Annotated in this window: 33 protein-coding genes; all 33 read left to right on the top strand. The window is 71.8% G+C overall.

The genetic code is table 11. The annotated features are described in order from the left end of the window. The first annotated feature begins 183 nt into the window (after positions 1-183). The 33 genes from G7075_RS04460 (at position 184) to G7075_RS04305 (ending at position 22,899) form a co-directional block, all read left to right on the top strand. Positions 184-597 carry a hypothetical protein gene (locus G7075_RS04460; RefSeq protein WP_166117826.1) on the top strand — a complete coding sequence of 138 codons (414 nt, stop codon included), beginning with the start codon at positions 184-186 and terminating at the stop codon, positions 595-597. Further along, positions 594-992, top strand: a complete 399-nt coding sequence (locus tag G7075_RS04455) for a hypothetical protein (protein WP_166117825.1) — start codon at positions 594-596, stop codon at positions 990-992. Before G7075_RS04460 ends, G7075_RS04455 begins: the two co-directional genes overlap by 4 nt. After that, positions 989-1,240, top strand: coding sequence for a hypothetical protein (locus tag G7075_RS04450; RefSeq protein ID WP_166117824.1), 252 nt, complete (start codon positions 989-991; stop codon positions 1,238-1,240). The genes G7075_RS04455 and G7075_RS04450 overlap by 4 nt, the downstream gene beginning before the upstream one ends. Beyond that, on the top strand, positions 1,231-1,506 hold the full coding sequence (locus G7075_RS04445; protein ID WP_166117823.1) for a hypothetical protein: 276 nt from the start codon (positions 1,231-1,233) through the stop codon (positions 1,504-1,506). Before G7075_RS04450 ends, G7075_RS04445 begins: the two co-directional genes overlap by 10 nt. A 340-nt stretch (positions 1,507-1,846) precedes the next feature. Next, complete coding sequence (locus tag G7075_RS20165) at positions 1,847-2,329, top strand: LPXTG cell wall anchor domain-containing protein (RefSeq protein ID WP_205860618.1); 483 nt, start codon at positions 1,847-1,849, stop codon at positions 2,327-2,329. Positions 2,330-2,381: 52 nt separating this feature from the next. Further along, positions 2,382-3,194, top strand: coding sequence for a ParB/RepB/Spo0J family partition protein (locus G7075_RS04435; protein WP_166119261.1), 813 nt, complete (start codon positions 2,382-2,384; stop codon positions 3,192-3,194). Beyond that, positions 3,191-3,340, top strand: a complete 150-nt coding sequence (locus G7075_RS04430; protein ID WP_166119258.1) for a hypothetical protein — start codon at positions 3,191-3,193, stop codon at positions 3,338-3,340. Before G7075_RS04435 ends, G7075_RS04430 begins: the two co-directional genes overlap by 4 nt. Next, positions 3,337-3,654 carry a hypothetical protein gene (locus G7075_RS04425; RefSeq protein WP_166119256.1) on the top strand — a complete coding sequence of 106 codons (318 nt, stop codon included), beginning with the start codon at positions 3,337-3,339 and terminating at the stop codon, positions 3,652-3,654. The genes G7075_RS04430 and G7075_RS04425 overlap by 4 nt, the downstream gene beginning before the upstream one ends. Next, on the top strand, positions 3,651-4,052 hold the full coding sequence (locus G7075_RS04420; RefSeq protein ID WP_166117819.1) for a hypothetical protein: 402 nt from the start codon (positions 3,651-3,653) through the stop codon (positions 4,050-4,052). Before G7075_RS04425 ends, G7075_RS04420 begins: the two co-directional genes overlap by 4 nt. Further along, complete coding sequence (locus G7075_RS04415) at positions 4,049-5,596, top strand: ParB/RepB/Spo0J family partition protein (RefSeq protein ID WP_166119253.1); 1,548 nt, start codon at positions 4,049-4,051, stop codon at positions 5,594-5,596. Before G7075_RS04420 ends, G7075_RS04415 begins: the two co-directional genes overlap by 4 nt. After that, positions 5,596-5,754, top strand: a complete 159-nt coding sequence (locus G7075_RS04410; protein ID WP_166119251.1) for a hypothetical protein — start codon at positions 5,596-5,598, stop codon at positions 5,752-5,754. Before G7075_RS04415 ends, G7075_RS04410 begins: the two co-directional genes overlap by 1 nt. Further along, positions 5,751-6,359 carry a hypothetical protein gene (locus G7075_RS04405; RefSeq protein WP_166119248.1) on the top strand — a complete coding sequence of 203 codons (609 nt, stop codon included), beginning with the start codon at positions 5,751-5,753 and terminating at the stop codon, positions 6,357-6,359. Before G7075_RS04410 ends, G7075_RS04405 begins: the two co-directional genes overlap by 4 nt. After that, positions 6,356-7,000 (top strand): putative metallopeptidase, encoded by a 645-nt coding sequence (locus tag G7075_RS04400; protein ID WP_166119246.1) that lies wholly within the window; start codon positions 6,356-6,358, stop codon positions 6,998-7,000. Before G7075_RS04405 ends, G7075_RS04400 begins: the two co-directional genes overlap by 4 nt. Continuing rightward, positions 6,997-7,575 carry a hypothetical protein gene (locus G7075_RS20160; RefSeq protein ID WP_205860617.1) on the top strand — a complete coding sequence of 193 codons (579 nt, stop codon included), beginning with the start codon at positions 6,997-6,999 and terminating at the stop codon, positions 7,573-7,575. The genes G7075_RS04400 and G7075_RS20160 overlap by 4 nt, the downstream gene beginning before the upstream one ends. A gap of 61 nt (positions 7,576-7,636) precedes the next feature. Beyond that, positions 7,637-8,038, top strand: coding sequence for a hypothetical protein (locus tag G7075_RS04390; protein ID WP_166119244.1), 402 nt, complete (start codon positions 7,637-7,639; stop codon positions 8,036-8,038). Continuing rightward, on the top strand, positions 8,035-8,256 hold the full coding sequence (locus G7075_RS04385) for a hypothetical protein (RefSeq protein WP_166119240.1): 222 nt from the start codon (positions 8,035-8,037) through the stop codon (positions 8,254-8,256). Before G7075_RS04390 ends, G7075_RS04385 begins: the two co-directional genes overlap by 4 nt. Next, positions 8,253-8,849, top strand: a complete 597-nt coding sequence (locus G7075_RS04380; RefSeq protein WP_166119238.1) for a hypothetical protein — start codon at positions 8,253-8,255, stop codon at positions 8,847-8,849. Before G7075_RS04385 ends, G7075_RS04380 begins: the two co-directional genes overlap by 4 nt. Next, positions 8,846-9,073: a hypothetical protein gene (locus G7075_RS04375; RefSeq protein ID WP_166119236.1), complete on the top strand. Its 228-nt coding sequence runs from the start codon at positions 8,846-8,848 to the stop codon at positions 9,071-9,073. Before G7075_RS04380 ends, G7075_RS04375 begins: the two co-directional genes overlap by 4 nt. Before the next feature lie 49 nt (positions 9,074-9,122). After that, a complete protein-coding gene (locus G7075_RS04370) occupies positions 9,123-10,130 on the top strand; it encodes an HNH endonuclease (protein ID WP_166119233.1) in 1,008 nt (335 codons plus the stop codon). Positions 10,131-10,225: 95 nt separating this feature from the next. Continuing rightward, positions 10,226-11,182 carry a hypothetical protein gene (locus G7075_RS04365; RefSeq protein WP_166119231.1) on the top strand — a complete coding sequence of 319 codons (957 nt, stop codon included), beginning with the start codon at positions 10,226-10,228 and terminating at the stop codon, positions 11,180-11,182. Continuing rightward, the gene (locus G7075_RS04360; protein ID WP_166119228.1) at positions 11,179-11,424 is read left to right on the top strand and encodes a hypothetical protein; all 246 of its coding nucleotides are present in this window, start codon (positions 11,179-11,181) and stop codon (positions 11,422-11,424) included. The genes G7075_RS04365 and G7075_RS04360 overlap by 4 nt, the downstream gene beginning before the upstream one ends. A gap of 107 nt (positions 11,425-11,531) precedes the next feature. Then, entirely contained in the window at positions 11,532-11,819 is a 288-nt protein-coding gene (locus G7075_RS04355) for a hypothetical protein (RefSeq protein WP_166119226.1), read from the top strand. Beyond that, positions 11,816-12,238, top strand: a complete 423-nt coding sequence (locus tag G7075_RS04350; protein ID WP_166119224.1) for a hypothetical protein — start codon at positions 11,816-11,818, stop codon at positions 12,236-12,238. Before G7075_RS04355 ends, G7075_RS04350 begins: the two co-directional genes overlap by 4 nt. A gap of 330 nt (positions 12,239-12,568) precedes the next feature. Then, on the top strand, positions 12,569-12,733 hold the full coding sequence (locus tag G7075_RS04345; protein ID WP_166119222.1) for a hypothetical protein: 165 nt from the start codon (positions 12,569-12,571) through the stop codon (positions 12,731-12,733). 4 nt (positions 12,734-12,737) lie between these two features. Further along, positions 12,738-14,036 (top strand): DNA modification methylase, encoded by a 1,299-nt coding sequence (locus tag G7075_RS04340; protein WP_166119220.1) that lies wholly within the window; start codon positions 12,738-12,740, stop codon positions 14,034-14,036. A 25-nt stretch (positions 14,037-14,061) separates the two neighbouring features. Then, on the top strand, positions 14,062-14,532 hold the full coding sequence (locus G7075_RS04335) for a hypothetical protein (RefSeq protein ID WP_166119218.1): 471 nt from the start codon (positions 14,062-14,064) through the stop codon (positions 14,530-14,532). Between the two features lie 49 nt (positions 14,533-14,581). Then, positions 14,582-16,054 (top strand): hypothetical protein, encoded by a 1,473-nt coding sequence (locus G7075_RS04330; RefSeq protein ID WP_166119215.1) that lies wholly within the window; start codon positions 14,582-14,584, stop codon positions 16,052-16,054. 117 nt (positions 16,055-16,171) lie between these two features. Beyond that, complete coding sequence (locus tag G7075_RS20775) at positions 16,172-17,710, top strand: DUF935 domain-containing protein (protein WP_240917884.1); 1,539 nt, start codon at positions 16,172-16,174, stop codon at positions 17,708-17,710. Further along, entirely contained in the window at positions 17,596-18,720 is a 1,125-nt protein-coding gene (locus tag G7075_RS04325) for a head maturation protease, ClpP-related (RefSeq protein WP_240918010.1), read from the top strand. The genes G7075_RS20775 and G7075_RS04325 overlap by 115 nt, the downstream gene beginning before the upstream one ends. Positions 18,721-18,723: 3 nt before the next feature. Beyond that, entirely contained in the window at positions 18,724-19,101 is a 378-nt protein-coding gene (locus G7075_RS04320; RefSeq protein ID WP_166117801.1) for a capsid cement protein, read from the top strand. A 17-nt stretch (positions 19,102-19,118) separates the two neighbouring features. Beyond that, positions 19,119-20,009, top strand: a complete 891-nt coding sequence (locus tag G7075_RS04315; protein ID WP_166117800.1) for a hypothetical protein — start codon at positions 19,119-19,121, stop codon at positions 20,007-20,009. Position 20,010: 1 nt separating this feature from the next. Further along, complete coding sequence (locus G7075_RS04310) at positions 20,011-20,430, top strand: hypothetical protein (RefSeq protein ID WP_166117799.1); 420 nt, start codon at positions 20,011-20,013, stop codon at positions 20,428-20,430. 1,758 nt (positions 20,431-22,188) lie between these two features. Beyond that, positions 22,189-22,899 (top strand): phage tail tube protein, encoded by a 711-nt coding sequence (locus tag G7075_RS04305; RefSeq protein WP_166119210.1) that lies wholly within the window; start codon positions 22,189-22,191, stop codon positions 22,897-22,899. Positions 22,900-22,979 lie beyond the last annotated feature (80 nt).

Raw genomic sequence — 22,979 nt, 5'->3', positions numbered from 1 at the left:
GCACCGAGCCGTCAGGACCTTGCGGCGGCCGTCCCGACCTCAGTCCCCGGCCAGGCGAGACCGGCCACCTGTCGAGCGGAGTCCCCCCCTCTGTTCCGGGGCACGCCTCTCGCCTGGTCGGGGACCACCTCTCACCGCCGCACCACCCCAGCCGAACAGCCGAACAGGAAGCGAGGTCCCGTGATGGACCAGCCAACCACCGCAGAACACCACCCCTCCCCCGCCGATCTGGCGGGCACCGTCCGCCCGATCCGGCCCTCGGTCGCCGACGTCGATGCCCCCGCGGCCCAGGTCATCACCGACGACGTCGACGACATCCTGATCGCCCTCGGTGAGCCCGGCCCGGGCGAGGCCGACGCGGGCATCGCCGTGCAGGTCCAGCTCCTCTCGACGAGCCGCCAGCGCAGCCTCTTCGCCGCCCTGATGCGTGGCCGCGTCGCGTACGTCATCGTCCCTTCCGGCGGCAAGACCCACGGCCAGACCCTGACCGTCCGGTTCCGCCACCGCGCCGAGCTCAAGGTCACGTTCGCAGCGGCCGCCGTCGCCGACCTCGACGCCCGCGGCCTCTGGCTCGTCGACAAGGACCTGCTCCCGTGACCGCCGTCGCGACCCGCCGCCCCGCCGCCAGGCAGCACCCGGCCCTAGCCGACGCGATCGAGCGCCGCCTGCTGCGCCTGTCCGCCCGGCTCGCCGCGCACTCGGTCACCCTCCGCGAGGCCACCGACGAGCTGTACGCCATCCACCTGCGCCAGCAGACGATCAGCGCGCAGACCTCCGCGCTCCGGATGCCGGCCCCGCTCGCTGACGCCTACGTCCAGACCGCGGCGTCGTCCGCGCTCCTCGAGGTCCGCGTCGACGAGCAGGCCTCGGCGCTCGACATCGCCCGCGCCGAGCGTCCACTCGGCGCAGTCCTGGTCCTCGCCGACGGTTCGACCGAGGGCGCACGCCCGGTCCCGGCCCGCGAGCCGCTCGACGTCAAGGACCTGTGGTGACGACCGCGACAGTGTCGGCCGGCCCGAGCGTGGAGCAGGCAGTGCAGGCCGAAGAGCGAGCGTGGTCTCGCAGCGGGGCGCTGGGCAGGCAGTGCGCCGCAGCCTTGCGGCGCGGTGATGCCGACACGGCAACGGAGCTCGCGCATCAGACCTTCGCTGCCGAGGAATGGTGGGCGGAGACCTTCCAGCAGCTCAAGGACCTACGGCGACTCAACAAGGCGCTCTCGGGAGGTGCGTCGTGGTCCTGACCCGCCGCGGCCGCCTCGTCGTCCGGTTCACCAGGACCGTCGCCGCCGCACTCGCGCTCGTGGTCGCGTTCCGGGCCGCCGCCGAGTTCGGCCTCGCCCACCCCGCCGGCAACGCCTGGGCCCTGCCGCTGCTGATCCTCGTGCTCCTCGGCCTCGTGACCCGGTGGTTCATCCGCAGCGCGGACCGCTCCCCCTTCGACCAGCGAGCCGGACGCTCCCAGCTCGACGCACTCGACCTCCCCACCACCAGTCAGGACCTTCGATGAACCGCACCCGCATCCTCGCCGCGACGCTCCTCCTGGTCGTCGGCGCCCTCACCACGGCCGTCCCCGCGCTCGCGACCGGGCACGGCGAGACCACGACCCGCACCTGGTACCTGCCGGCCGGGATCGACCCGACGACGGATCCGTTCGGCGACTGGTGGCCCCAGACCGTCGAGGTCGTCGAGTGCTCGTGGCGACAGGTCGACACCTACCGGTACGAGACCCACCACGACCGGCGCGTCGTCGACGCCCTCGACGACGACGGGCTGCTGACCATCGCCGGCGGCGTCCCGGAGGACCAGGCCGTCTACCTGAGCCACCAGTTCCTGCCGCCCGGCCCGGGATGCTCGAGCACTCCCTCGCCGAGCCCCACCCCCACCCCGTCGGAGACCGTGTCGGTGCCGACGCCGTCGGTGACGCCCAGCGGCACCCCGACGCCGTCCGAGACGCCCTCGTCGACGCCCACGCCCACGGAGACCCCGAGCGGCACCCCAACGCCGTCCGAGACGCCGAGCCCGTCGCCGACACCGTCCGAGACGCCCTCCCCACGCCCACGGAGACCCCGTCCGAGACGCCGTCGTCGACCCCGACCAGCACACCGTCGACGACGTCGTCCTCGAGCAGCAGCCCGTCGACGAGCACGAGCGCCACCCAGCTGCCGGTCACGTCGTCGACGACGAGCCCGGCGCCGGCGGTCACGCAGCGCGCCCAACTCGCGGCCACCGGGCCGCAGGACGTGCAGCTGACGGCCCTGCTCGGCGGTGCCATCCTCTTCGCCGGCATCGTGACCCTCGTCGCCGCCCGCCGCCGGGGTGAGCGCCAGTGAGCCTCAACGGAGCCCGGTCGTGAAGCGCGCGACGGTCTCACAGGAGCTCGAGGTGCGCCTAGTGGAGGTGGCGCTGCGCCAGTCCGTGGCAAAGGCCGCCGAGGTCACCGGGCTGTCCTACCCGCACGCCGCGGAGATCGCCCGCACCCACGGCTACCCCGACACCGAGGCGATGCGGGCCTCGCTCGAGCAGCTTCGCGCGGCCGCCCAGGAGAAGCCGGCCGCGGCCGCCGAGGCGATGACCGGTCGCACCCTCGTCACGGTGGCGCTCGCAGACGTTCACCCGGACCCGGACAACCCGCGCGAGGACCTCGGCGACGTCGACGAGCTGGCAGAGTCGATCCGCCAGTCCGGCCTTCTGCAGCCGATCGTGGTGCGCCGCCACGGCGCGGCCCTGGTCGTCGTCGCCGGCCACCGCCGCCTCGCCGCGCTGCAGCGCTTGGGCCACGCCTCCACCGAGGTCATCGTCTCGAAGGACCTCCGTCCCGACGACGTGCTCGCGGCGATGCTCATCGAGAACGGCCAGCGGCGCGACCTCTCACCCATGGAGGAGGCGCGGGCGCTGAACCGGCTCAAGGTCTCGAAGAGCTGGACCGGCCAGGAGCTCGCGAAGCGGATCGGACGCTCCGACTCGTTCGTGAGCAACCGCCTCGCCCTACTCAACCTCTCGACCGAGCAGCAGGACCTCGTCGAGGCCGGCCAGATGGGCGTCACCCAGGCGAGCACCGTCGGCCGTGCCCGGGCCGGCACAGCCCGCCCCACGCCACCTACCGCTTCCACCTCGGCGCGGAGCACCCGCTCGCCGGTCGCGTCCGAGCACGCTGCCTCAACGAGCACGGTCGCGGTGCACGACAGATCGGGATGACCGGGTGCGGTGAGTGCTGGGAGCACGTCATCCGCGCCGACGAGTCCCGCCACGCCTACCAGCGCTCCCTCGACGAGGGCCAGTGCCGCGTCTGCGGGCAGCCCGTCGAGGGTCACGAGCAGGACCTCGTGGAGGTAGCCGGATGACGCCGCGCGCCGTCGTCGTCGAGGAGGTCGAGCACTTCCTAGGGTTCGGGGACCGGCCGCTGTCGATCGCCTCCCACCTCGGGATGCGCCCAGAGTCGATCGCCCGGGCCCTGTACCGGGCGGAGCGCCCCGACCTGGCCAACAGGTTCGAGCAGCTGCGCGGCCGGACGTGGCTCAAGCCGCCTCGCCCTCGCACCCACCCCTGCGCCGACTGCCCGAAGCAGGTGACCCGCAACGCCGTCCGCTGCCGGGAGTGCCACGCCCGCAGCCGAGCTCGCGCCAATGGCGGCCGATTCATGGGGAGGGCCGCGTGAGCACCAAGAGCGACGAGCGGATGCGTCTGCGCCTGACGGCGCTCGCCGACGAGGTGCGGACCTGGTGCAAGGCGATCGACCACGTCGACCCGGCGTGCCAGTGCCGGCTCGCCGAGCAGCCCGGCTTCCAGGCCCTCGACAACGTCTCGTGCACCTCGGGCCGCCGGTGCCGCGGGATGACCGTCCTCGTCGTGCGCACCCACATGGGGATGCTCCGGCTCAACACCCGCCACCTCGCCGCGGCGCAGGTCCCGCAGATGCTGGAGGACCTCAAGGCGTTGTTCGACGAGCTCCCCACCACGACCGCCTGGCGCCCGTTCGCGGAGCGCCTCGCAGCGACCCTCGACACCGGTCGCGACCCCAGCCGAACCACAGCCGAAGGAGCACCACCGTCATGACCGCCACCGCCACCACCCCGACCGCGCAGACCCGCCTCGAGCACGTCGCCCTCTCGCAGGTCAAGGGACACCCGGACAACGTCCGCCTCGACGTCGGCGACGTCACCGACCTGGCCGCCTCGGTCGAGTCCGTCGGCCTCCTCGAGCCGCTCGTCGTCGCCCCGCCGCACACCGGCATGACCGCCCGGTCGATGGGCAAGGCGACCTGGCTGCTGATCGCCGGTCACCGCCGCCTCGCCGCGGCGAAGAAGGCCAAGCTCCCGACGGTGCCGGTCCTCATCCGCGAGGACCTCACGACCCGCGGCGCGCAGATCGAGGCCATGCTCGTCGAGAACCTGCAGCGCGTCGACCTCACCCCCGTGGAGGAGGCCGACGCCTACCAGCTGCTCCTCGACATCGACGGCCTCACCCAGAAGGCGCTCGCCGCCAAGGTCGGCCAGCCCGCGACCCGGATCCGCGACCGCCTCAAGCTCGCGAAGATCGGCGAGGCCGCCCGCTCGGCGCTGCAGGCCCACCAGGTCACGATCGAGCAGGCCCTCGAGATCTCCGAGTTCGACGATGACCCCAAGGCCCAGAAGACGCTCCTCAAGGCCGTCGGCTCGAACAACTACACCTTCACGCTCAACAGCGCGCGCCGGGAGCGCGAGGAGGCCGCGGCGCTCGCGGTCCGGCTCGAGAAGCTCAGCGAGGCCGGCGTCACCGTACTCGCCGACCAGCCGAAGGGATCGAAGCACCTCGAGGACCTGCTGCCCAACTTCCCGCGCACCTGGGAGGCCGACGGCAAGATCGACGCCGCCGAGCAGCGGACGCACAAGGACTGCCCCGGCCGGGCCACCTACTGGGCGACGGAGTACTCGCGCAAGAAGCTCGTGCACGGGTGCACCCAGCCGAAGCTGCACCCGAAGCCCAAGCCGACGAAGACCAGGGCCGAGCTCAAGGCCGAGGCCGAGCTGGCCGCCCTCAAGGACGAGCTGACGAAGAGCGCCGGAGCGGCCGCCGAGGCGCGTGCCACGTTCCTGCGCGACCAGCTGGCGAAGGTCTCCGACCCTGTCGTCGTCCGGACTCGCCTGCAGGCCCTCATCGTCGACCAGTTCAACTTCGAGACGACCTACTACCGCGACCTCAAGGGCGCCCGGCTGCTGCTCGAGATCCTCGGCGCACCCGTCCCCGAGGTCGTCAAGGGCACCGACGAGGACCAGCAGGCCGAGGACCTCGCCGAAGCGCTCGCCCAGCCGCTCAGCCGGCTCAACGTGAACGCCCTCGTCCTCGCCCTCGACATCGCCACCCACATCGCCGGCGAGACGAGCCTCCGCAAGATCGACCCCTACCCCGGGCCCCACACCTACGGAGCCCCCGGCCGCGCCTGGACCGCGACCCTGACGGCGTACGGCTACCCGTGGTCCGACTGGGAGCGGGACCGGTTCACCGGCACGGAGTACTCCCAGTCGGGATCCGCCAGGTGGAACGTCGACGGGCCCGTCGCCGATGAGCCGGCCGACGGGCAGGCCGACGACGAGCTCAGCGGACCGGACGAGACCGCCTGATGGAGATCCTGACCTGCCTCGTGCTCATCGTGCTCGCCGCGGTGGGCGTCGCCGTCGCGATGTTCTTCACCTCACCGATGACGGTCGGCAGCGCCGTCGTCACCGTGCTCTGCGCTCTCCTCGGCATCCTCATCGTCTCGAGGAGCCCACGCCGATGACCACCCAGACCGCCCCCGACGACGTCGCGGCCATCACCGCCCAAGCCGCCCGCATCGCGAAGTACTGCGCGGCCATCGACGACGCCCTTCCGATCCCCGTCACCGCCGACGAGTTCGACCGCCTCGTCAAGGCCGTCGTCGCGCTCGCGGACGAGGAACAGGCCCACCTGCACGACCTGGCAGTGCTCGCCGGCAGGGTCGTGCAGCAGGCCGACCGGACGAATGCCACGGTCTTCGAGCACGGTGCCGCACCGCACCGGGACGCCCTGCACGTCGTCGTCGGCGTCGACGGCTGGGGAGGCCTCCTGCACGTGCACCCTCGGCTCGACGTCGACCTCGGCCGCGACATCACCGACGGAGACCGGGTCCCCCTCGTCCGATGGGACATCCCGCTCTTCCGCTCGCTCGAGCTCGCCGACGCCCTCGACCTACTGACCCAGCTCGGGCACCTGCTCGACGCCGGGATCGAGGCGCCGACCTTCTGGGACGACGAGGCCCGCGCGCTGCGCGAGGCCCACGAGCACCTCGTCCGCGCCGGCCGCGTCGTCCGCGACGACGACACGGGCCAGATCCGCTTCCCCGACACCGAAGGCGCCGAGCTGTGAGCGTCGAGTGGGAGTGGGCCACCGACCAGGTGAAGCCGATCGCGGACCGCCTGATCGCGGACGTGAAGCAGCACGACGACCTCAAGCACGCGCAGATCCTCTACGTGTTCCGCGACGTGCACGCCGTCACCCGCGGCCGGGCCATCCTCGGCAAGGCCCGCAAGATCGCCGGCCTGACCCAGTTCCTTGTCGACGACGGCTCGGTCGGCGCCCCGCTGTTCGTCCTCGAGTTCCCCAAGGACCTCTGGGAGGGCATGAAGCCGGAGCAGAAGAAGGCCCTGGTCGACCACGAGCTCTCGCACCTCGCGGTCGAGCGCAACAACGACGGCGAGTGGGTCGGCCGCACCCGCGGCCACGACGTCGAGGAGTTCCTCGGCGTGATCAAGCGCAACGGCCTCTGGAAGGCCGACGTCGCCGCCCTCGTCAAGGCCGGCGCCGGTCAGATGCCGCTCGACTTCTACGACCCGGACGACAGCGCAGCCGAGGACGTCGCCGACGAGAAGGTGTCGGCCGAGGCCGAGGCCGCGCCGGGCGCTGAGGAGATCTCCGAGCCGCCGGCCGAGGACCCCGAGTGGGAGAGAGCCGCGCCGGGTCTGCGCGTCGTGCCTGACCCCTTCGTCGCGTCAGGAGCGCCCCAGTGACGGGCACCAGCCGCCGCTTCGAGCTGCAGCGCGATCGCGACGTCTCAGGCGTCTCCGGTACCGGCGTGGTCGCCGAGGGAGTCGAGTTCTCCGACGGCGTCGCCGTCGTGCGCTGGCTCGGCGAGCACCGCTCCACCGTCGTCTGGCCGTCGATCGACTCCGTGAGGAAGATCCACGGACACAACGGCGCGACTCGCGTCGTGTACCTCGACGCCGGTCACGCTGACCTCGGGGCACTCCTCGCGGAAATGGTCAGGGGTCGCAGGATCCTTATGGTGGCTCTGAGCTCGCGCGTGAAGCCGCTGCTCGACGAGCTGACCGCCGAGGCCGAGGCAAGCATCTCGGCTGGCTGCTTCACGGTCCTCCGCGGCAACGGCGCCGAGGAGATCCGCGACCAGCACTCAATCGGCCAGATCGTCGTGATGCCGCCACGCTCGACGCGAGCGAGAGCCCACGTGTTCGACACCGTTGTGGTCGACGAGCGGCTGTCAGGCGACCACCGCCTGCACGAGGAGATCGCCCCGACGTTGGTCACCGCGAAGAGCCCGCGGCTTATCAAGGACGTTCAGCTCTGATGGCCGACGAGACCTTCTCGCCCCGCGTCCCGCCGGCCGGTGATCGCTGATGCCGAGGCTGATGTCTGTCGCGTTCACCGAGGCCGCTGTGCTCAATCGCTCCAAGACGGTCACCCGCCGCAAGGGGTGGTGGGAGGACCGCCGCGGTCGTCGCATCCTCACCCGCGGAACCCGCCTCACGCTGTGCCGCAAGGTCATGGGCCGAAAGCCGGGAGAGCCGCTCGTCCGGCTGTGTGACGTCGAGGTCATCAGTGTGCGCCGCGAGCCCCTGGCCGCGGTCATGGGCCCCTACACGATCACGCCGGCCGGGAAGGTCATCTGGACCGAGCTCGTCGCCGAGGGGTTCCCCGACCTCGAGCCGATGGAGTTCATGCGCCGCTACTTCATCGACCCCCAGGGCATCGAGCTCGCCGACGACGTGACCCGCATCGAGTGGCGCTACCTCGAGGAGGCCCGCCGGTGACGCTCGCAGCCTCCCAGACCGCCCAGGGCTGCCCGACGTGCGCGGAGGACCCGAAGGCCGCCCACGGCCGGTACTGCCCCGGCTCGGTCTGCTACTGCAGCCACGAGGCCTGCCCGTCCTTCGCTGCCGACGTCGTGCGGCACCTCCCGCCCCCGCCCGAGCCGGCCCCCGTCGCTGACCTTGGCGCTCGCCGCCGGCGGAAGGCCGGTGCAGCGTGACCGGCCGCACGGACGAGGTCCTCGACGACATCGACGCCACCCTTGACGACTACGTCGACTGGGAAGGATCGGTCGACGCTGCGTCGTGGTCGGCCGACGGCTCTCACGAGGTCGACACCGGAGGCGAGTACTACGGCCGCGACGGCTACCCGTGCTCCTACCGGCACGCCGTGTGGGCGACCGAGGAGTACCTGCGGCTGTGGTGGGCCGAGCTCGCCGCCCAAACCAGTCGCCGGATCGACGAGTACTTCGAGCAGGTCATGCGCGACGCCGGCCGCGCCGCGAGACCTGGGCGCGGAGCAACCTACGACTACGTGGTCCTCGACGAGGCTCACGACGTCTTCGCCCGTGAGTACCTGCTCCACTTCACCGAGCCGCCCCCCGAGCCGCCAGAGGGCCCGTTCGACCGCCTCGCTGCCGAGGCGCTCGCGGCATCGGCCTGCACGGTCACCCCCGCGCAGCGCGATGCCTTCACAGAGGCGCTCGCGAACCGCCTAGCGGGCGACGCCGACTTCGTGGGACTCACCGTCAGGGACGGCCTGCGCGCTCAAGAGAGCCCGTACGGGCCCACACGGCGAGCGGGCGGCCGATGACCAGCACCGACGCCCCGAGGGCCCGTGAGCGCGCCCTGACGGACCTCGAGCGGGAGGCGAAGTACTTCCGCGAGCAGGCCGCGCTCGACGCCGACGTCGTCGACGTGCGCGACCTCTGGCTGGCGCTCGCCGACAGCCTCGACGGCTACGTCGACGTGCAGCGCGGCCGCGCGATCGCCGCGCCGCTCGAGGCCCTGCTCTTCGACGTGCACCCGCCGCCCTAGACACCCCAGCCGCCTCGAACGCCCTCGACTCGATGGAGCACCCCACCGAATGCCCTGGCTCAAGTCCAGCGACAAGTCCGGCCTGCACATCCGTGTGCTGGCCATCCGGCGCACCCATCGCGCCGACGCTCGCTCGGCCAACGAGGTGTTCGGCTTCGTGTCCCGCTGCGCCACGATGTCGGCCGGCTACATGACGGACTACGTCGTCGACATCGGCACCGCCGAGCTCATCGGCGGCGACCGCGCCCAGCTGCTGCTGCGCCAAGCCGTCGAGGCCGGTCTCATGACCGCCGAGGGCCGCGGCCGCACTCGACGCTGGCGCATCGTCGAGGACGACGACCTGTGGCACATCCGCCTCAAGGAGGACGTCGCCTGGGACCGCCAGCGCGACCAGGATCGCCGCAACCCCGAGCTCACCGCCCGGGTGCTGCTGCGCGACGGCGACCAGTGCCGCTACTGCCGGGTCGTGCTCGTCAGCTCGAAGGACACCCGCTCCGGGCGCGGCGCCACCTACGACCACCTCAACCCCGGCACCGCGGCCACGTTCGAGACCTACGTGCGGTGCTGCCACAAGTGCAACTCGACTTTCAAGCACATGCCCCGACCCGAGAAGGAGACCCACCTGCTCCCACCCCCGCCCATGCCCTACTTCTCGAAGGCCTCCGGCAGCCGCAAGAGGGTCGAGGACTTCCTCGGTCACGCGGTGCCCGCCGCGAACGACCCGTTCGAGACCCAGTCCACGAGTTCGAGAGGTTCCGCAGCCACAGGCGCGACCTCGACCCCGGCCGACGCAGCCACAGGCGCGCACCCGGGCGAGCAGGGAGGTTCCGCAGCCACAGGCGCGACCTCCTACGAGGGTGCCGCAGCCGCAGGCGCGACCCTCGAGCCGCTCGGCGGGGCGCCGCCGGGACCACCGTGGTCCGAGGGTGGACGCCGGGCCGGGTCGGGACGGGCCGGGCCGGGTCAGGACAGGACTGGGTCGGGAGCACCCCCTGCCCAGCCTCAGCCTGCCCGGAGATCTCGTGGTGCTCGTGGCCGTCGTGGTGGTGACCAGTGACCAAGGTGAAGACAGCGAGGACGAAGGTGCAGCAGACCAGGTCTCGGAAGGGTGAGCAGCTGGGGCCCCTGACCCTGACGCAGGTCGTGGCTCAGATGGTCGATGAGTTCTACGACCCGCGGGACGTGCCGGCCGGTCACCGGTGCCCGACCGACGGCCCGGCCCGGTGTACCCACGAGGAGATCGCTCACCGTGCGCTGCTGGTCCGTTTGGCTGCGATCACCCTGCCGGGCACCGGCGCGCCGCGCGACCCTGACGTGCCCAAGGCCAAGAGTCAGAAGGGGTCGCCGGCACCGTGGGCGTCGGCGCCGGCCCACCTGATCGACGAGGTCCACCGGGGCGCCATCCGCTTCGACCGGCTGCTGCGCACCGCTCTCGACCTCGGCCCGCTGCACGTGTACCGCGGCGTCGCCTCGAGACCTCGGATCACCGCGCCCTGCCCAGACGGGCTGCCCCCGTTCGCGCCGTGCACCCACCCGACGTGCCAGCCGATCCGCAAGACGATCACCACGGTGTCGTCCGCGACGCCCTCGGACATCGCCGGCCCGGCCGCCCTGCGCGGGCTGCCGCTCCTCGTCGAGCTGCTGCTCGAGCACGACGCCACCGACCCGCTCGTCGCCGGCCCCCTCGTCGACCCCGACCGCCCGGACCGCGGCCGGTCGTGGGGTCAGGTCGAGCGCACCGTCCGCCACTGGCACACCGAGGCCCGCGCCCAGACCGGGCACGAGGACAAGCCGGTGGTGCTGCGCCAGCGGGCCAACCCGTTCGCCGGCCAGCCGTGGGCCGGCCCGACGTGCGAGGACCCGTGGTCCGACGAGTGCCAGCACCTGTCGTGCCGCCTGGTCGACCTCGCGCAGCGGCCGGCGTGGGAGGCGGCGGCCTGCCCGCACTGCGGCACGGTCGGCTTCCCGTGGGATCAGACCTGGGGTGTCCTCCGCTGCGATCACCCGCGCTGCCGGGACGAGAACGGCCGGCGGCCGGCTTGGTCGATGGAGGCGTTCATGAAGCCGATCACCGAGATCAGCGATGCGTTCGAGAGGCAGCTGCGATGACCACCGACCCGACACCTCACGGCATGGTCCTTGGCGGCCCGGCCACCCAGACCGAGTGCCTGACCGAGGACATCGTCACGACCGACGCCGCGGCCCACCGCGTCGGCGTCAGCGTGGAGTACTTCTACGTCTGGGCCCAGCGCCGCGGCGTCGAGCCGGTGCACCGCGCCCGCGTCGGTCGCTCGACCGTCGCGGCCTGGTCACTGAGCGCCGTGCTCGACGCGCAGAGCGGGAGGCGCTGACCCGGTGCCACAGCCCGACGCCGACTGGTTCTGCCGCTTCGGCTACCACCACCCCGTCCCGGTCCTCGCCGCCGAGTGCAAGGACCCCAACCACAAGGAGCACCCTCGTGAACCGAACCAGCCCGAGCCTGTGGCGGACCCGCCTCGCCGAGCGGCTGCACGCGGCCGCCGTCCGCCTCGACCCTGACCTGACGAAGGACCCGCGGATCAACCACGGCCCGGGCCAGCGGTGGGGCGCGCAGCGCCTCCTCCGCGGCGACTCCCACCCGTTGGCGATCGCCCGGGTCGTCACCCGGCTGCGGCGGCAGTTCGGGGACGACGCGCGCGTCGACGTCGTCGTGGTTGCGTCGACGCCCCAGCCGCCGGCCTCGAGCGGTGGGACAGTGATCCAGTGAACCTCGACCAGATGCAGGCCAGCGGTCGCGCCTTCGAACAGATCGTCGCCCGCCTCCTCAACCTCAACACCTCGCAAGTCGTGCAGGGCTCGATCCGGCCCGACGTTGGGGTCGGGCGGGAGGCGGTGGAGTGGCGCTGCTACATCAGCGTGCCGATCGGCTCGCTGCACAGCGCGTTCCGCGAGGCCGCACGCCGGGCTGGCACCACCGGCCAGTCGGTCCCAACCGACACCGCGCTTGAGGTCCTGACCGAGAACCACCAGCTCGACACGCGGCACGCGGTGCCGTTCTCGTTCGAGGCGAGGAGCGACTTCGACGTCGAGTCGATTGAGTGGGCGTGCCGCACCTCCGTCGCACCGGGCTTCCTTGCAGCGGTCGAAGCAGAGGTCGCGGCGCTCGCAGCCACCGACACGCGCTGACGGCGGCTCTTGGTGCTCACCTCGACGCGGTGTTAGGGTGAATGCCAGCGGACGAACTATGTCCACGAAGGCCCGGCCGGATGGCTGGGCCTTCGTCGTGAGCCCCAGAAAAATCTCGAATCCTGTGCGGCCCCCGACCCCCTCCGCCCTGCTTATCTCTCTCCCCGGGTGGGAAACTTGGTGGGAGCACGGGATACCTGGCGGCCACCACGATCTTAGGTCGAGGCTGGAGGCGTTATGGCCGGGCCGTACGGCGCCGAACACCGTTCTCTCCGAGACAAGTTGCTCCCGATGGCTTTCGGAGAGCCCTGTCCGCGTTGTGGAGAGCTCATGCTGCAAGGGCAGGATCTCGACCTCGGGCACTCGGTGGACCTCGCGGTGGACCCGGCGGCGAAGGCCGACCGGATCGAGCACGCCAGCTGCAACCGCAGCGCCGGCGCAACGCTCGGCAACACGATCGAGCGGCTTGCGCCTTCGCGCGACTGGTGGGGGTGAGATTGTGGCTCGGATCCTCGACACACTGGCCGAGCTCGCCATCCCGATCGAGGACCTGAAGCCCTACCCCGGCAACCCCCGTCGCGGCGCGGTTGCGCTCATCAAGGAGTCGCTCGAGCGCAACGGTCAGTACCGTCCGCTCGTGGTGAACCGCCGCGACGGGACCGTCCTCGCCGGCAACCACACCTACATGGCCGCTCGCGAGCTCGGGATGCCGATGGTCGCGGCGACGTACGTCGACGTCGACGAGGACGACGCGCGACGGATCGTCGCGGTGGACAACAAGGCGAACGACGCAGCCGGCTACGACGTGACGGCGCTCGCCGAGCTGCTGGCCGCTCTGCCGGACGTCGCGGGCACGGGGTTCACGCAGGACGAGGTCGACGAGATCCTCGCGGCCGCGGCGCCGGCGCCGACGCAGCTCACGGACGTCGACGACGCGCCGGAGGTGCCGAAGGCCAAGCCGCGCACTCGCCTCGGCGATGTGTGGGTGCTCGGCAACGGCACGCACCGCGTGATGTGCGGCTCGGCCACCAGCGGGGACGACGTCGACGTCCTGCTCGGCGGTGAGCCCGTCGATTCGGTGTGGACGGATCCGCCGTACGGAGTCGCCTACACCGGTGGCACCAAGGACAAGCTCACCATCGCCAACGACGACCTGACGGCGGACCGCCTCGAGGCTGACCTGCTCGCGCCGGCGTTCCGGCAGATGCATCGCGTGCTGCGCCCTGGTGGCGCGTTCTACGTGTGCGGGCCGTCGGGGCCGCTGGAGACGAACTTCCGCAGCGCGCTCGCAACGGCTGCGCTGCAGATGCGCCAGCAGATCGTCTGGGTCAAGGACCGGTTCGTCCTCGGCCACTCCGACTACCACCTGCGGCACGAGACGATCCTCTTCGGCTGGCAGCTCGAGGGCGAGCCCGAGGCTCCGCCGCTGTACGACCCGGCCCACGAGACGATCCTGTACGGCTGGCGCGACGGTGCCGGGCACCAGTGGAACGGCGGCCGCACGCAGGACACGGTCTGGGAGCATGCGCGGCCGTCAGCGTCGCGGATCCACCCGACGATGAAGCCTGTTGCTCTCGTGTCTCGCGCGGTCATCAACAGCACCGGCGAGGGAGGCACGGTGCTGGATCTCTTCGCCGGCTCGGGCTCGCTCCTGATCTCGGCACACGCAACGCGCCGGCGCTCGCGGTCGATGGAATTGGACCCTCACTACGTCGACGTGATCTGCCGTCGCTGGCAGGAGCACACCGGCGAGAAGCCGGTCCGCGAGTCGACCGGTCGCGCCGTCAGCTTCGTCTGAGGGCGCTGGACGCGAGGAGGCGGCGATGGCCGGCAAGGGCCACTCCATCGAGCGGGACCTGCAGGTGCTCGAGCTGCGGCGTTCCGGCATGGCGTTCGACGCGATCGCGACTGCTCTCGGCTTCGCCAACAAGGGGTCGGCGTGCAAGGCGTACCACCGCGCTCTCGAGCGCGCGCGGGTGCCTGACGACCTGGGGGCCGGCTACGCAGACCTCGCTGCGCACGAAGCCAAGAAGCAGCTCGAGCTGGACCGGCTCGACCGGCTCCAGCAGGGCCTGTGGGCGAAAGCGGCCCGTGGGGATCTCGGCGCCGTCGACCGCGTCCTGGACATCAGCAAGCAGCGAGCCCGGCTGGAGAACCTGTACCCGCCTCGCAACGCGGCCCCGGCGCTCGAGCCGTCCGTGCCGCGGCAGCCCGGGCAGGTCGTCCCGGCATCTCGCGTGAGTGAGATCAGGGAGCGTCGTGCGCGAGAGGCCTCTGAACGAAGTTCCGGCTGAGTGGCAGCAGGGCAACCAGCTGCCCACGGACCGCCTGGTGGCGCCGTGGGTGTACTCCGAAGGCTTCGACGCCATCGAGCTCGCCGAGTCGGCCGGCTACGTCCTCGACGCGTGGCAGAAGGCCTTCATCGTCGACGGTCTCGGTGTCGGTCCGGAGGGCCGGTGGTCGGCCTCCGAGGTGGCGCAGATCGTCAGCCGGCAGAACGGGAAGTCTCACGCGATCGAGGTGCTGATCCTCGCGGCGCTGTTCCTGCTCGACCGCGACGTCATCTACACCGCGCACAAGGACCAGACGGCCAAGAAGCTGTTCAACCGCGTGAAGGCGGTCATCGAGTCCACCCCGGACCTGCTCGCCGAGCTCGCGCCGAACGGGATCCGCCTCGCCAACGGCGAGCGGGGCCTGACGCTCCGGTCGGGGCGCACCGCGGAGTTCCGCACCCGCACCAACCAGGGTGGTCGAGGCACCTCGTGGGGCTTCCTGATCCTGGACGAGGCGCAGGACCTCACCGCGCTGCAGCTACAGGCGCTCATGCCGATGCTCTCGGCGCACCCGGATCCTCAGCAGTGGTTCCTGGCATCCGCCGGTGGAGCGCACTCGGTCGTGCTGGGCAACGTGGTCCGCGACTACGAGAACGGGATGAAGGGCCTCACCTACTACGGGTGGCACGCCAACGAGGACGACGACTTCGGGGCCCCGGCAGTGTGGGAACGGACGAACCCTGGCTACCCGGACCGCGTGACCCCGTCGTGGTGCGCCACCGAGTACCGGCGCCTCGGGGCCGGCTTCGCGATGGAGCGGCTCGGCATCGGGGACTACCCGCGCGCTGCCGGCGAGGACTGGGTCATCCCGAAGAGCAAGTGGGACGAGGCCTCCGATCGCGCGTCTCAGATCGTCGGTCCGATCGTGCTCGTCCCGGACGCCAAGCCCGACCTCGAGTGGTCCTCGCTCGCGGTCGCCGGCCGCCGCGCTGACGGGCGCATGCACGTCGAGGTGATCCGTCACGACCGCGGCGTCGGCTGGATGGCGCCGGCCATCCAGAAGCAGACGCTCAGGAACAACGTGACGGTCATGATCGACCCCAAGAGTCCGGCCTCGTTCCTGGTCGCGGACCTCGTCGACCTCGACGTGACCGTCAAGCACCAGTTCAGCGTCGACGACGTGCGCGACGCCTGCTCGTGGCTGCACCGCGGCATCGCCACGAAGGCGCCCGTGCCGGGCGCGGACGACCCACCGCCGTCGATCCTGCACACCGGCGGCGCCGACCTCACAGCGGCGCTCGCGTCCGCCTCCACGCGGCCGCTGCTCGACAAGTGGGCATGGAAGCGACAGGGAGCTGCGGACATCTCGCCGCTGGTCGCCGCGACGCAGGCCGGGTGGGGTGTGGTTCTGCTCGAGCGCGACCTCGAGAAGGACCCGCCACCGCCGCCCGTGCGCGCCACCGGCGGCGAGAGCCGCCGCACCCCGCCCGAACGCCGCACCCGGCGCACACGCGACGTCGACGTCGCGACGGCCGGCTTCTGACCTCGAGGAGGTGCTCTGTGGCTGAGGAGACCCCTCCCCCGTCCCGAAGAGCGCTCGCACGCAGGCCGGCGTCCGCGAGGTCGGCTACGCCGTCGCCCCCGAGTCCGCCAACGACTGGTGGCAGCCCGGCGGCATCGAGGAGGAGACCACCCCGAGCTCGCGTGGCCGCTGAACCTCGCGGTCTACGACGCGATGCGCAAGCAGGACGCCCAGGTCGGGTCGGTCCTGCGGGCGGTCACCTTCCCGGTGCGCTCGACGACGTGGCGGATCGACCCGAACGGCGCTCGCGACGAGGTCGTGCAGCACGTGGCCGGCGACCTCGGGCTGCCGATCAAGGGCGTGCAGGACGTCGCGCCCGGGCGGCTGCGGGACCGGTTCTCTTGGTCGTCGCACCTGCGGCACTCGCTCCTGATGCTGCCGTTCGGGCACATGGCGTTCGAGCAGCTGTACCGCTACGACGAGGCCGCGAACCTGCTGCACCTGCGCAAGCTCGGCCCGCGGATGCCGCGCTCGATCGCCAAGTTCAACGTCGCCCGTGACGGCGGCCTGATCTCGATCGAGCAGAAGGGCGTCGGGACCGACCCGAAGGACATCACGATCCCGGTCTCGCGGCTGGTGATGTACGTCAACGAGCGTGAGGGCGGCAACTGGCGCGGCATGAGCCTGCTCCGGACGGCCTACAAGAACTGGCTGCTCAAGGACCGGCTGCTGCGCACCGAGACGATGACGATCGACCGCAACGGCCTCGGCGTTCCCGTCTACACCGCGGCCGAGGGCGAGAAGAGCCTCGACGCCGGCCAGGACATCGCCAGCGGCTTCCGCTCCGGCGACAACGCCGGCGCCGCGATCCCCAATGGCGCACTGCTCAAGCTGCTCGGCGTCGACGGCCAGCTGCCGGACGCGCGCAAGCCGATCGAGTACCACGACCAGCAGATCGCCCGGGCGGTGCTCGCGCACTTCCTCAACCTCGGCACCCAGACGGGGTCGTGGGCGCTCGGCTCGACCTTCGCCGACTTCTTCACACAGTCGCTGACGGCGGTCGCCCAGGACGTCGCCGACGTCACGACCGCGCACGTCATCGAGGACCTGGTCGACCTCAACTACGGCGAGAACGAGCCCGCCCCGAAGCTCGTGTTCGACGAGATCGGTTCCAACGCAGGAGCGCTCGCCGTCGCCATCAAGACGCTGGTCGACGCCGGCGTCCTCACCCCCGACGAGGGCTCGAGGCGCACGTGCGCCTCGGCCTCGGGCTGCCCACGAAGACCGAAGGAGACACCCGTGACAACTCCGCTGCGTGACCCCGGCGCCGAGGTGATGGCCGCGCTGAACGACGCCGGCCCGCCGCCGGCGGCGCTCGACGTGCCGCGCATGCGGTTCTGGGGCGAGAAGAAGCCGCCGAAGAACCGCTCCGAGATGTGGTCGGTCACCGTCGCGGCCGCCGGCGACGGGGAGTCCTCCTCGGCGGCAGCTCTTCGACGGCCGGCTCCGTGGCCACGCTGCGGATCTACGGCCCGATCGACGCCTGGGGCGGCTGGTGGGGCATCAGCGCCCGGGACGTCGCCGAGGCGCTCGACAGCCTGCCCGACGACGTCGTCGAGATCCGCGCCCGCATCAACTCCCCCGGCGGTCACGTCTGGGAGGGCATGGCCATGCTGAACATGCTTCGGGCCCACAAGGCGAAGGTGGTCGCGGTCGTCGACGGCGTCGCGGCATCGGCGGCCTCGGTGATCGCCTGCGGCGCCGAGGAGACCGTGATGTCTCCCGGCACGCAGATGATGGTGCACGACGCCTCCACGTTCGCCTACGGGCCGGCCGCCCTCATGCGCAAGGCCGCCGACTTCCTCGACTCGACGTCCAACGCGATCGCCTCGGTCTACTCCGAGGTCGCCGGCGGCACCGACGAGGAGTGGCGCGCGGTCATGGTCGAGGAGACCTGGTACACGGCCAAGGAGGCCGTCACGGCCGGGCTGGCCGACCGGGTCGGCGTCGTGGCCGACGCCGGCGAGACGAGCACCGCGGCTCCCGACGAGCCGGACGTCCTCGAGGAGGACATCGAGGTCGAGGACCGCTTCGACCTCTCGATCCACATGCACGCCGGGCGCTCGCACGCCCCGGCCCCCAAGCAGCCGGCCGCGTCCGCGGCCGGTTCCCCGTCTCCGGCCGCTGCGGCGCCCAGGGACACCTCACAGGAAGGAGCGTCTGCGATGAACGACACGCAGATGACCGCCCTGCGGCAGAAGCTCGGTGTCTCCGCGGACGCCGATGCCGACACCGTGCTCGCCGCCGTCGACGAGGCCCTCGGGGAGCGTGCGACCAGCGCGCCGACCGCGCCGGGCACCGTCGCCGTCGACGAGGGCACCCTCGCCCAGCTCCGGGAGGACGCGGCCGCCGGCCGCCAGGCCCGCAACGAGCAGCTCGAGGCCGACCGCGTCGCCGTCGTGGCGGCGGCGATCCAGGACGGCCGCATCCCCGCGGCCAGGCGTGACCACTGGCTCGGCCAGCTGCGCGCCGACGACGAGGGCGGCCGCACCGTCCTCAACAGCCTCGCCAAGGGCACGATCCCGCTCGCGGAGCTCGGCCACGCCGACGCCGCGGACGACAAGACCGTGACCGACGAGTACGAGGAGATGTTCCCCGAGCACGCCCGCCAGAAGCAGGAGGCCTGAGTCATGGGTGACTACACCCCCGTCGTCGCCGGCGGCCAGCCGGAGACGTTCACCGCGTCCGCCGCGGTCACCGGCGGCACCCCGGTCGAGGTGACCGGCAACATGCAGGTCGGCCCCGCGGCCAGCGGCACGCAGAAGTACGTCGGCATCGCCGGCCACGACGCCCCCGCGGGCGAGAAGGTCACGGTGCACATGCCGGCCGGCTCGATCGAGGAGGTGGCCGTCTCGGCCGCCGTCACGGCCGGCCAGCACGTCAAGGCCTCCGGCTCCGGCCGCGTGGCGCCCTTCACCGTCGGCACGGACGCGGAGGTGCTCCGCCTCGGGCTGTGCGTCTCCGGCCAGGCGACCGTCGGCCAGACCTGCCGTTACCTGACGGCCTGAGCAAGGAGAACGACATCATGGGTGCCATCTACCCCAGCGTGCCGACGCAGGCCGAGATCGACATCGCGCGCCTGCACCAGTTCATGAAGGACCCGACGAAGGTCAACCGGCTCGTCAACGACGAGAACGCGAACACCTTCCTGTCGGACTTCATCTTCCCGACCACGATCGAGACGAACGGCGCGGTCCTCTACGAGGTCTCCGCCGGCGTCTACCTCACCCGGAACCCGGAGGAGGTCGCGCCCGGCGCGGTCTACCCGCGGGCCATGCCGACCGACGGCGACGCCGCCTTCGCGAAGGTGCCGAAGGTCGGCATCGACGTCCCGGTCACCGACGAGAAGCTCCTCGAGTCCAACCGGGACGAGATCCAGCGTGCGGCCCGCCAGGTGGGCCGCTCCGTGCGCCGCCAGATCGACACCCCGGCGGTGGCGATCGTGCAGACCGTCGTGACGAAGACCGTCGCCAAGGACGCCAAGGGCTGGTGGTACACCATCAGCAAGGCGGTCGGCGAGGTCAACAACGAGCCCGAGGACTACGAGGCCGACACGGTGCTCGTGCCGTGGGACAAGTGGGCCGACGTGGCCTACGACGTCCTCGGGATCCTGCCGCGGGAGAACCAGAACGGCGTCGTGCAGACGAACCGCCTCCCGGAGATCGCCGGCATCACGATCGCGCCCGCGGTCATGCCGGCCGGGTCCGACCCGGTCGTCCTCGACCGGAAGGTCTTCGGCTCGCGCGCCTTCAAGCGCATCCCGTCGCCGGAGTACACCGGCGACCCGAAGACCGGCATCGAGACGTGGACCCGGCGCAACCCGCTGGGCAACGACGAGACGCTGATCCGCGGCCGCCGGCCCATGATCGCGATCGCCCAGGAGCCGCGCGCGGCCCGGCGGATCACGGGGGCCTGACATGGGCCTCACGTACACCGCCAACGTGCCGCTCTGCGTCCGGGTCAAGGACAAGGAGAAGGTCGTCGACAAGGGCGACAAGATCCCCGACGGCGTCGACCAGTCCGTCCTCGACGCGCTGCAGCGTTCGGGCCTCGCGTCCGTGATCGGCGAGAGCGCCCCGCCCGCGCCGCCGCAGGTGACGGTCCCGGAGGCGCTGCCGGCCGAGCGGGACACCCGCGAGGTCTGGGAGGCCTACGCCGGCGTCGTCGGCGTCGACATCGCCGAGTTCACCGCGGAGAAGAAGCCGGTCCTGGTCGCCGCGGTGACCAAGGCCGACGAGGAGCGGGCGAAGGCCCGGGCCAAGGAGCAGGCCGAGGCGGCCGCCGCCGAGGCCGAGCGCCTCGAGGCCGAGAAGAAGAAGGCCGCGGCCGGGTCCTGACGACCGGCTGACGCCACCTCCCCGCAGACCGCCCGCCCGGCCCTCTTCCCCCAAGACGGCCGGGCGGGCGCCTGCTGCCCCACAGCGCCTCGAGGAGGTCCCCGGCATGACAGTCCTCTTCGACGCGGCCAAGCTCGGCAGCTGGCTCGGGTACAGCACCGGCGACGTCGACGACGACCAGTGCGCCGCGGTGCTCGAAGTTGTCGAGGGTGGATCCTCGGCGCGACCGGCTGGAACGACATCCCCGCCGAGCCGGCGAAGCCGCTCAGGGCGTGGGCACTCGAGCTCGGCGGCATCGCCTACGAGAACCCCACGAGCCAGACCGACGATCAGACCGACCTGGTGCGCTCCTCGTGGCGTGACCGCCGCTCGCAGATCCTCGCCGAGATCCGCACGTGGTCTCAGTCCAACGGCTCAGCCGTCGGCGGCCAGCTGTCGCCCCGCGGCTCGTTCCCACCGCCCGCCCTACCCGACCCGCGGACCGCCGCTACCCGTTCGGCCTGCGCCATGAGGCGCCTCAGCTCGCGCCAGGCGCGCGAGCTCATCATCGTGAGCCGCCATCGGCCGCGACTCCAACGCGACCCCTGCTCGGCGACCCCGTCCGAGTGCGAGTCATGTACTCGCCGGACGCAAGCTCGTCCGCGACCGCGAGGGCACCGAGACCATCGCCGAGGTGACCGTGCTCGCCTCCCCCGAGCTGAACCCGGCGTCGACGACCTCGAGCGCTGCTCTCCCCCGGCACGGCGGTCACGGTCCGCGGCGACGAGCGCGAGGTCATCAGTCCGCCCAGCCATCAACCGCGGCGCGTCATCTACGTGGCGGTCAGCCTCACCTGATCGCGAGGAGGGTCCGATGCCTGTCTCCTCCGACGTCAGCTTCGACGACGCCCGCCGGCGGATGCGGCGTCGTCTGCCCCGGGCGCTCGACCGCGCCGGCCACGTCGTGCTCGACGCCTCGAACGAACGAGCCCCTGAGCTCACCGGCGACCTCAAGGACTCCGGCAAGGTCACCACGACGACGACCGGGCCGCGATCGCCTACACCGACGTCGCAGCCCCCTTCCAGCACGAGCACCTCGACTGGGACACCCCGGGCGGCCAGCGAAGTTCCTCGAGACCGCGCTCGCGCGCACCCGCCCCGAGCAGGCGAAGGCGCTCGCCGCAGAGCTGAGAGAGGGTTCCGGTGAGCCCGGCGCCTCCTCGCCTTCTGCTCATCACGCGCGTGGCGCCCTCGTCGATCGCGTCGCGCAGCCCGTCGCCGGCGCCTCCACGCTGGTGGGCGCCGTGAGTCTGCAGCCGATCCCGCTCGAACGGTGGTCCGAGAAGCTCACCCGCGGCTGCGCTCAGTGGCTCAACGACCAGGGCGTCGTCGAGTACCGGACGGTTCCCCGCTGACCGGCAGCCGGCCGCCGATGAGCTCAACGGCCTTCCGCCACACCGAATGTCGCGGCCTCGCTGACGCTCTACCGCGTCGACGAGGACGCCGAGCTGTCCGATGTCGTCGTGGGCTGCAAGTCGTCACCCGCAGTGACCCGGCGACAGGTTCTCCGCGCTCGAGCTCGATGACGCGGTCTTCAACGTCCTTCACGGCGCTCGCGATCTCGTCTGGAACGAGATCCCGTCGTGGTGGTCGCGCGCCGCTCCGCCCTGCCTCTCTCGGGCAGGACGGCAACCGGCGCTGGGAGCAGGTCTCCAACTACTGGGCCACCTCGGCCCGCCCCACCCCCACACGGGTCGACTGACCCGAGAAAGCAGGCATCATGGCTGACGAGCAGCTCGTCTCCCAGCTCGCCCGCCGCTTCGCGGTCGAGGTCAAGAACCCCAGTGCCCCGACGACCGAGGTCACCGCGACCGCGACGGCGACGACGGACAACATCACGAAGACGAACCACGGGCTGTCGATCGGTGACCAGGTCACCTTCGCCGGCACCCTCGCCCCGCCGCTCGCGGCCGCGACGGTGTACTACGTCGTCGCGGTCAGCACGAACACCTTCCAGGTGTCCGCGACCCCGGGCGGCACGAAGGTCGACATCAGCGCCGACGGCAGCGCGAACTACACCGTCGTCGCCGACTGGGTCCGCGTGCGCGCGATCAACTCCCTCAAGCCGACCGTCGACAACAAGATGGAGGACGACTCCGACTTCGACTCCGACGGCTGGACCTCGGAGATGAAGACCGGGATGGGTTGGGCCCTCGAGCTCGGCCTCCTCCGCAAGATCGGGGTCACCACGAAGGCGCCCGACCCCGGTCAGGAGATCATCCGCAACGCCGCCGACCAGTTCGGGCCGGCCTCGGTCGTCGAGGTCCGCTGGTTCGACCGCAACGGCGGCGTCGACGCCTACCAGGGCTTCGCCTCCGCGTCGTGGGAGCCCGACGGCGGCGGCACCACCGACCTCGACAAGGTCAGCGCGAAGCTGTCCGGCCAGGGCAAGCGGAACAAGATCACCAACCCCTACCCGGCGACCCCCTGACCGGGGTCTGCCCGATGAACGGGGCGGGGCGGGCTCTTCGGCTGGAGCCGCCCCCGCCCTCACCGCGTCTGCGGTGACGC

This window comes from Phycicoccus sp. HDW14 (assembly GCF_011383005.1).
In the GTDB taxonomy this organism is placed as follows: Bacteria; Actinomycetota; Actinomycetes; order Actinomycetales; family Dermatophilaceae; genus Phycicoccus.
This window is presented reverse-complemented; position numbering and strand designations above follow the sequence as displayed.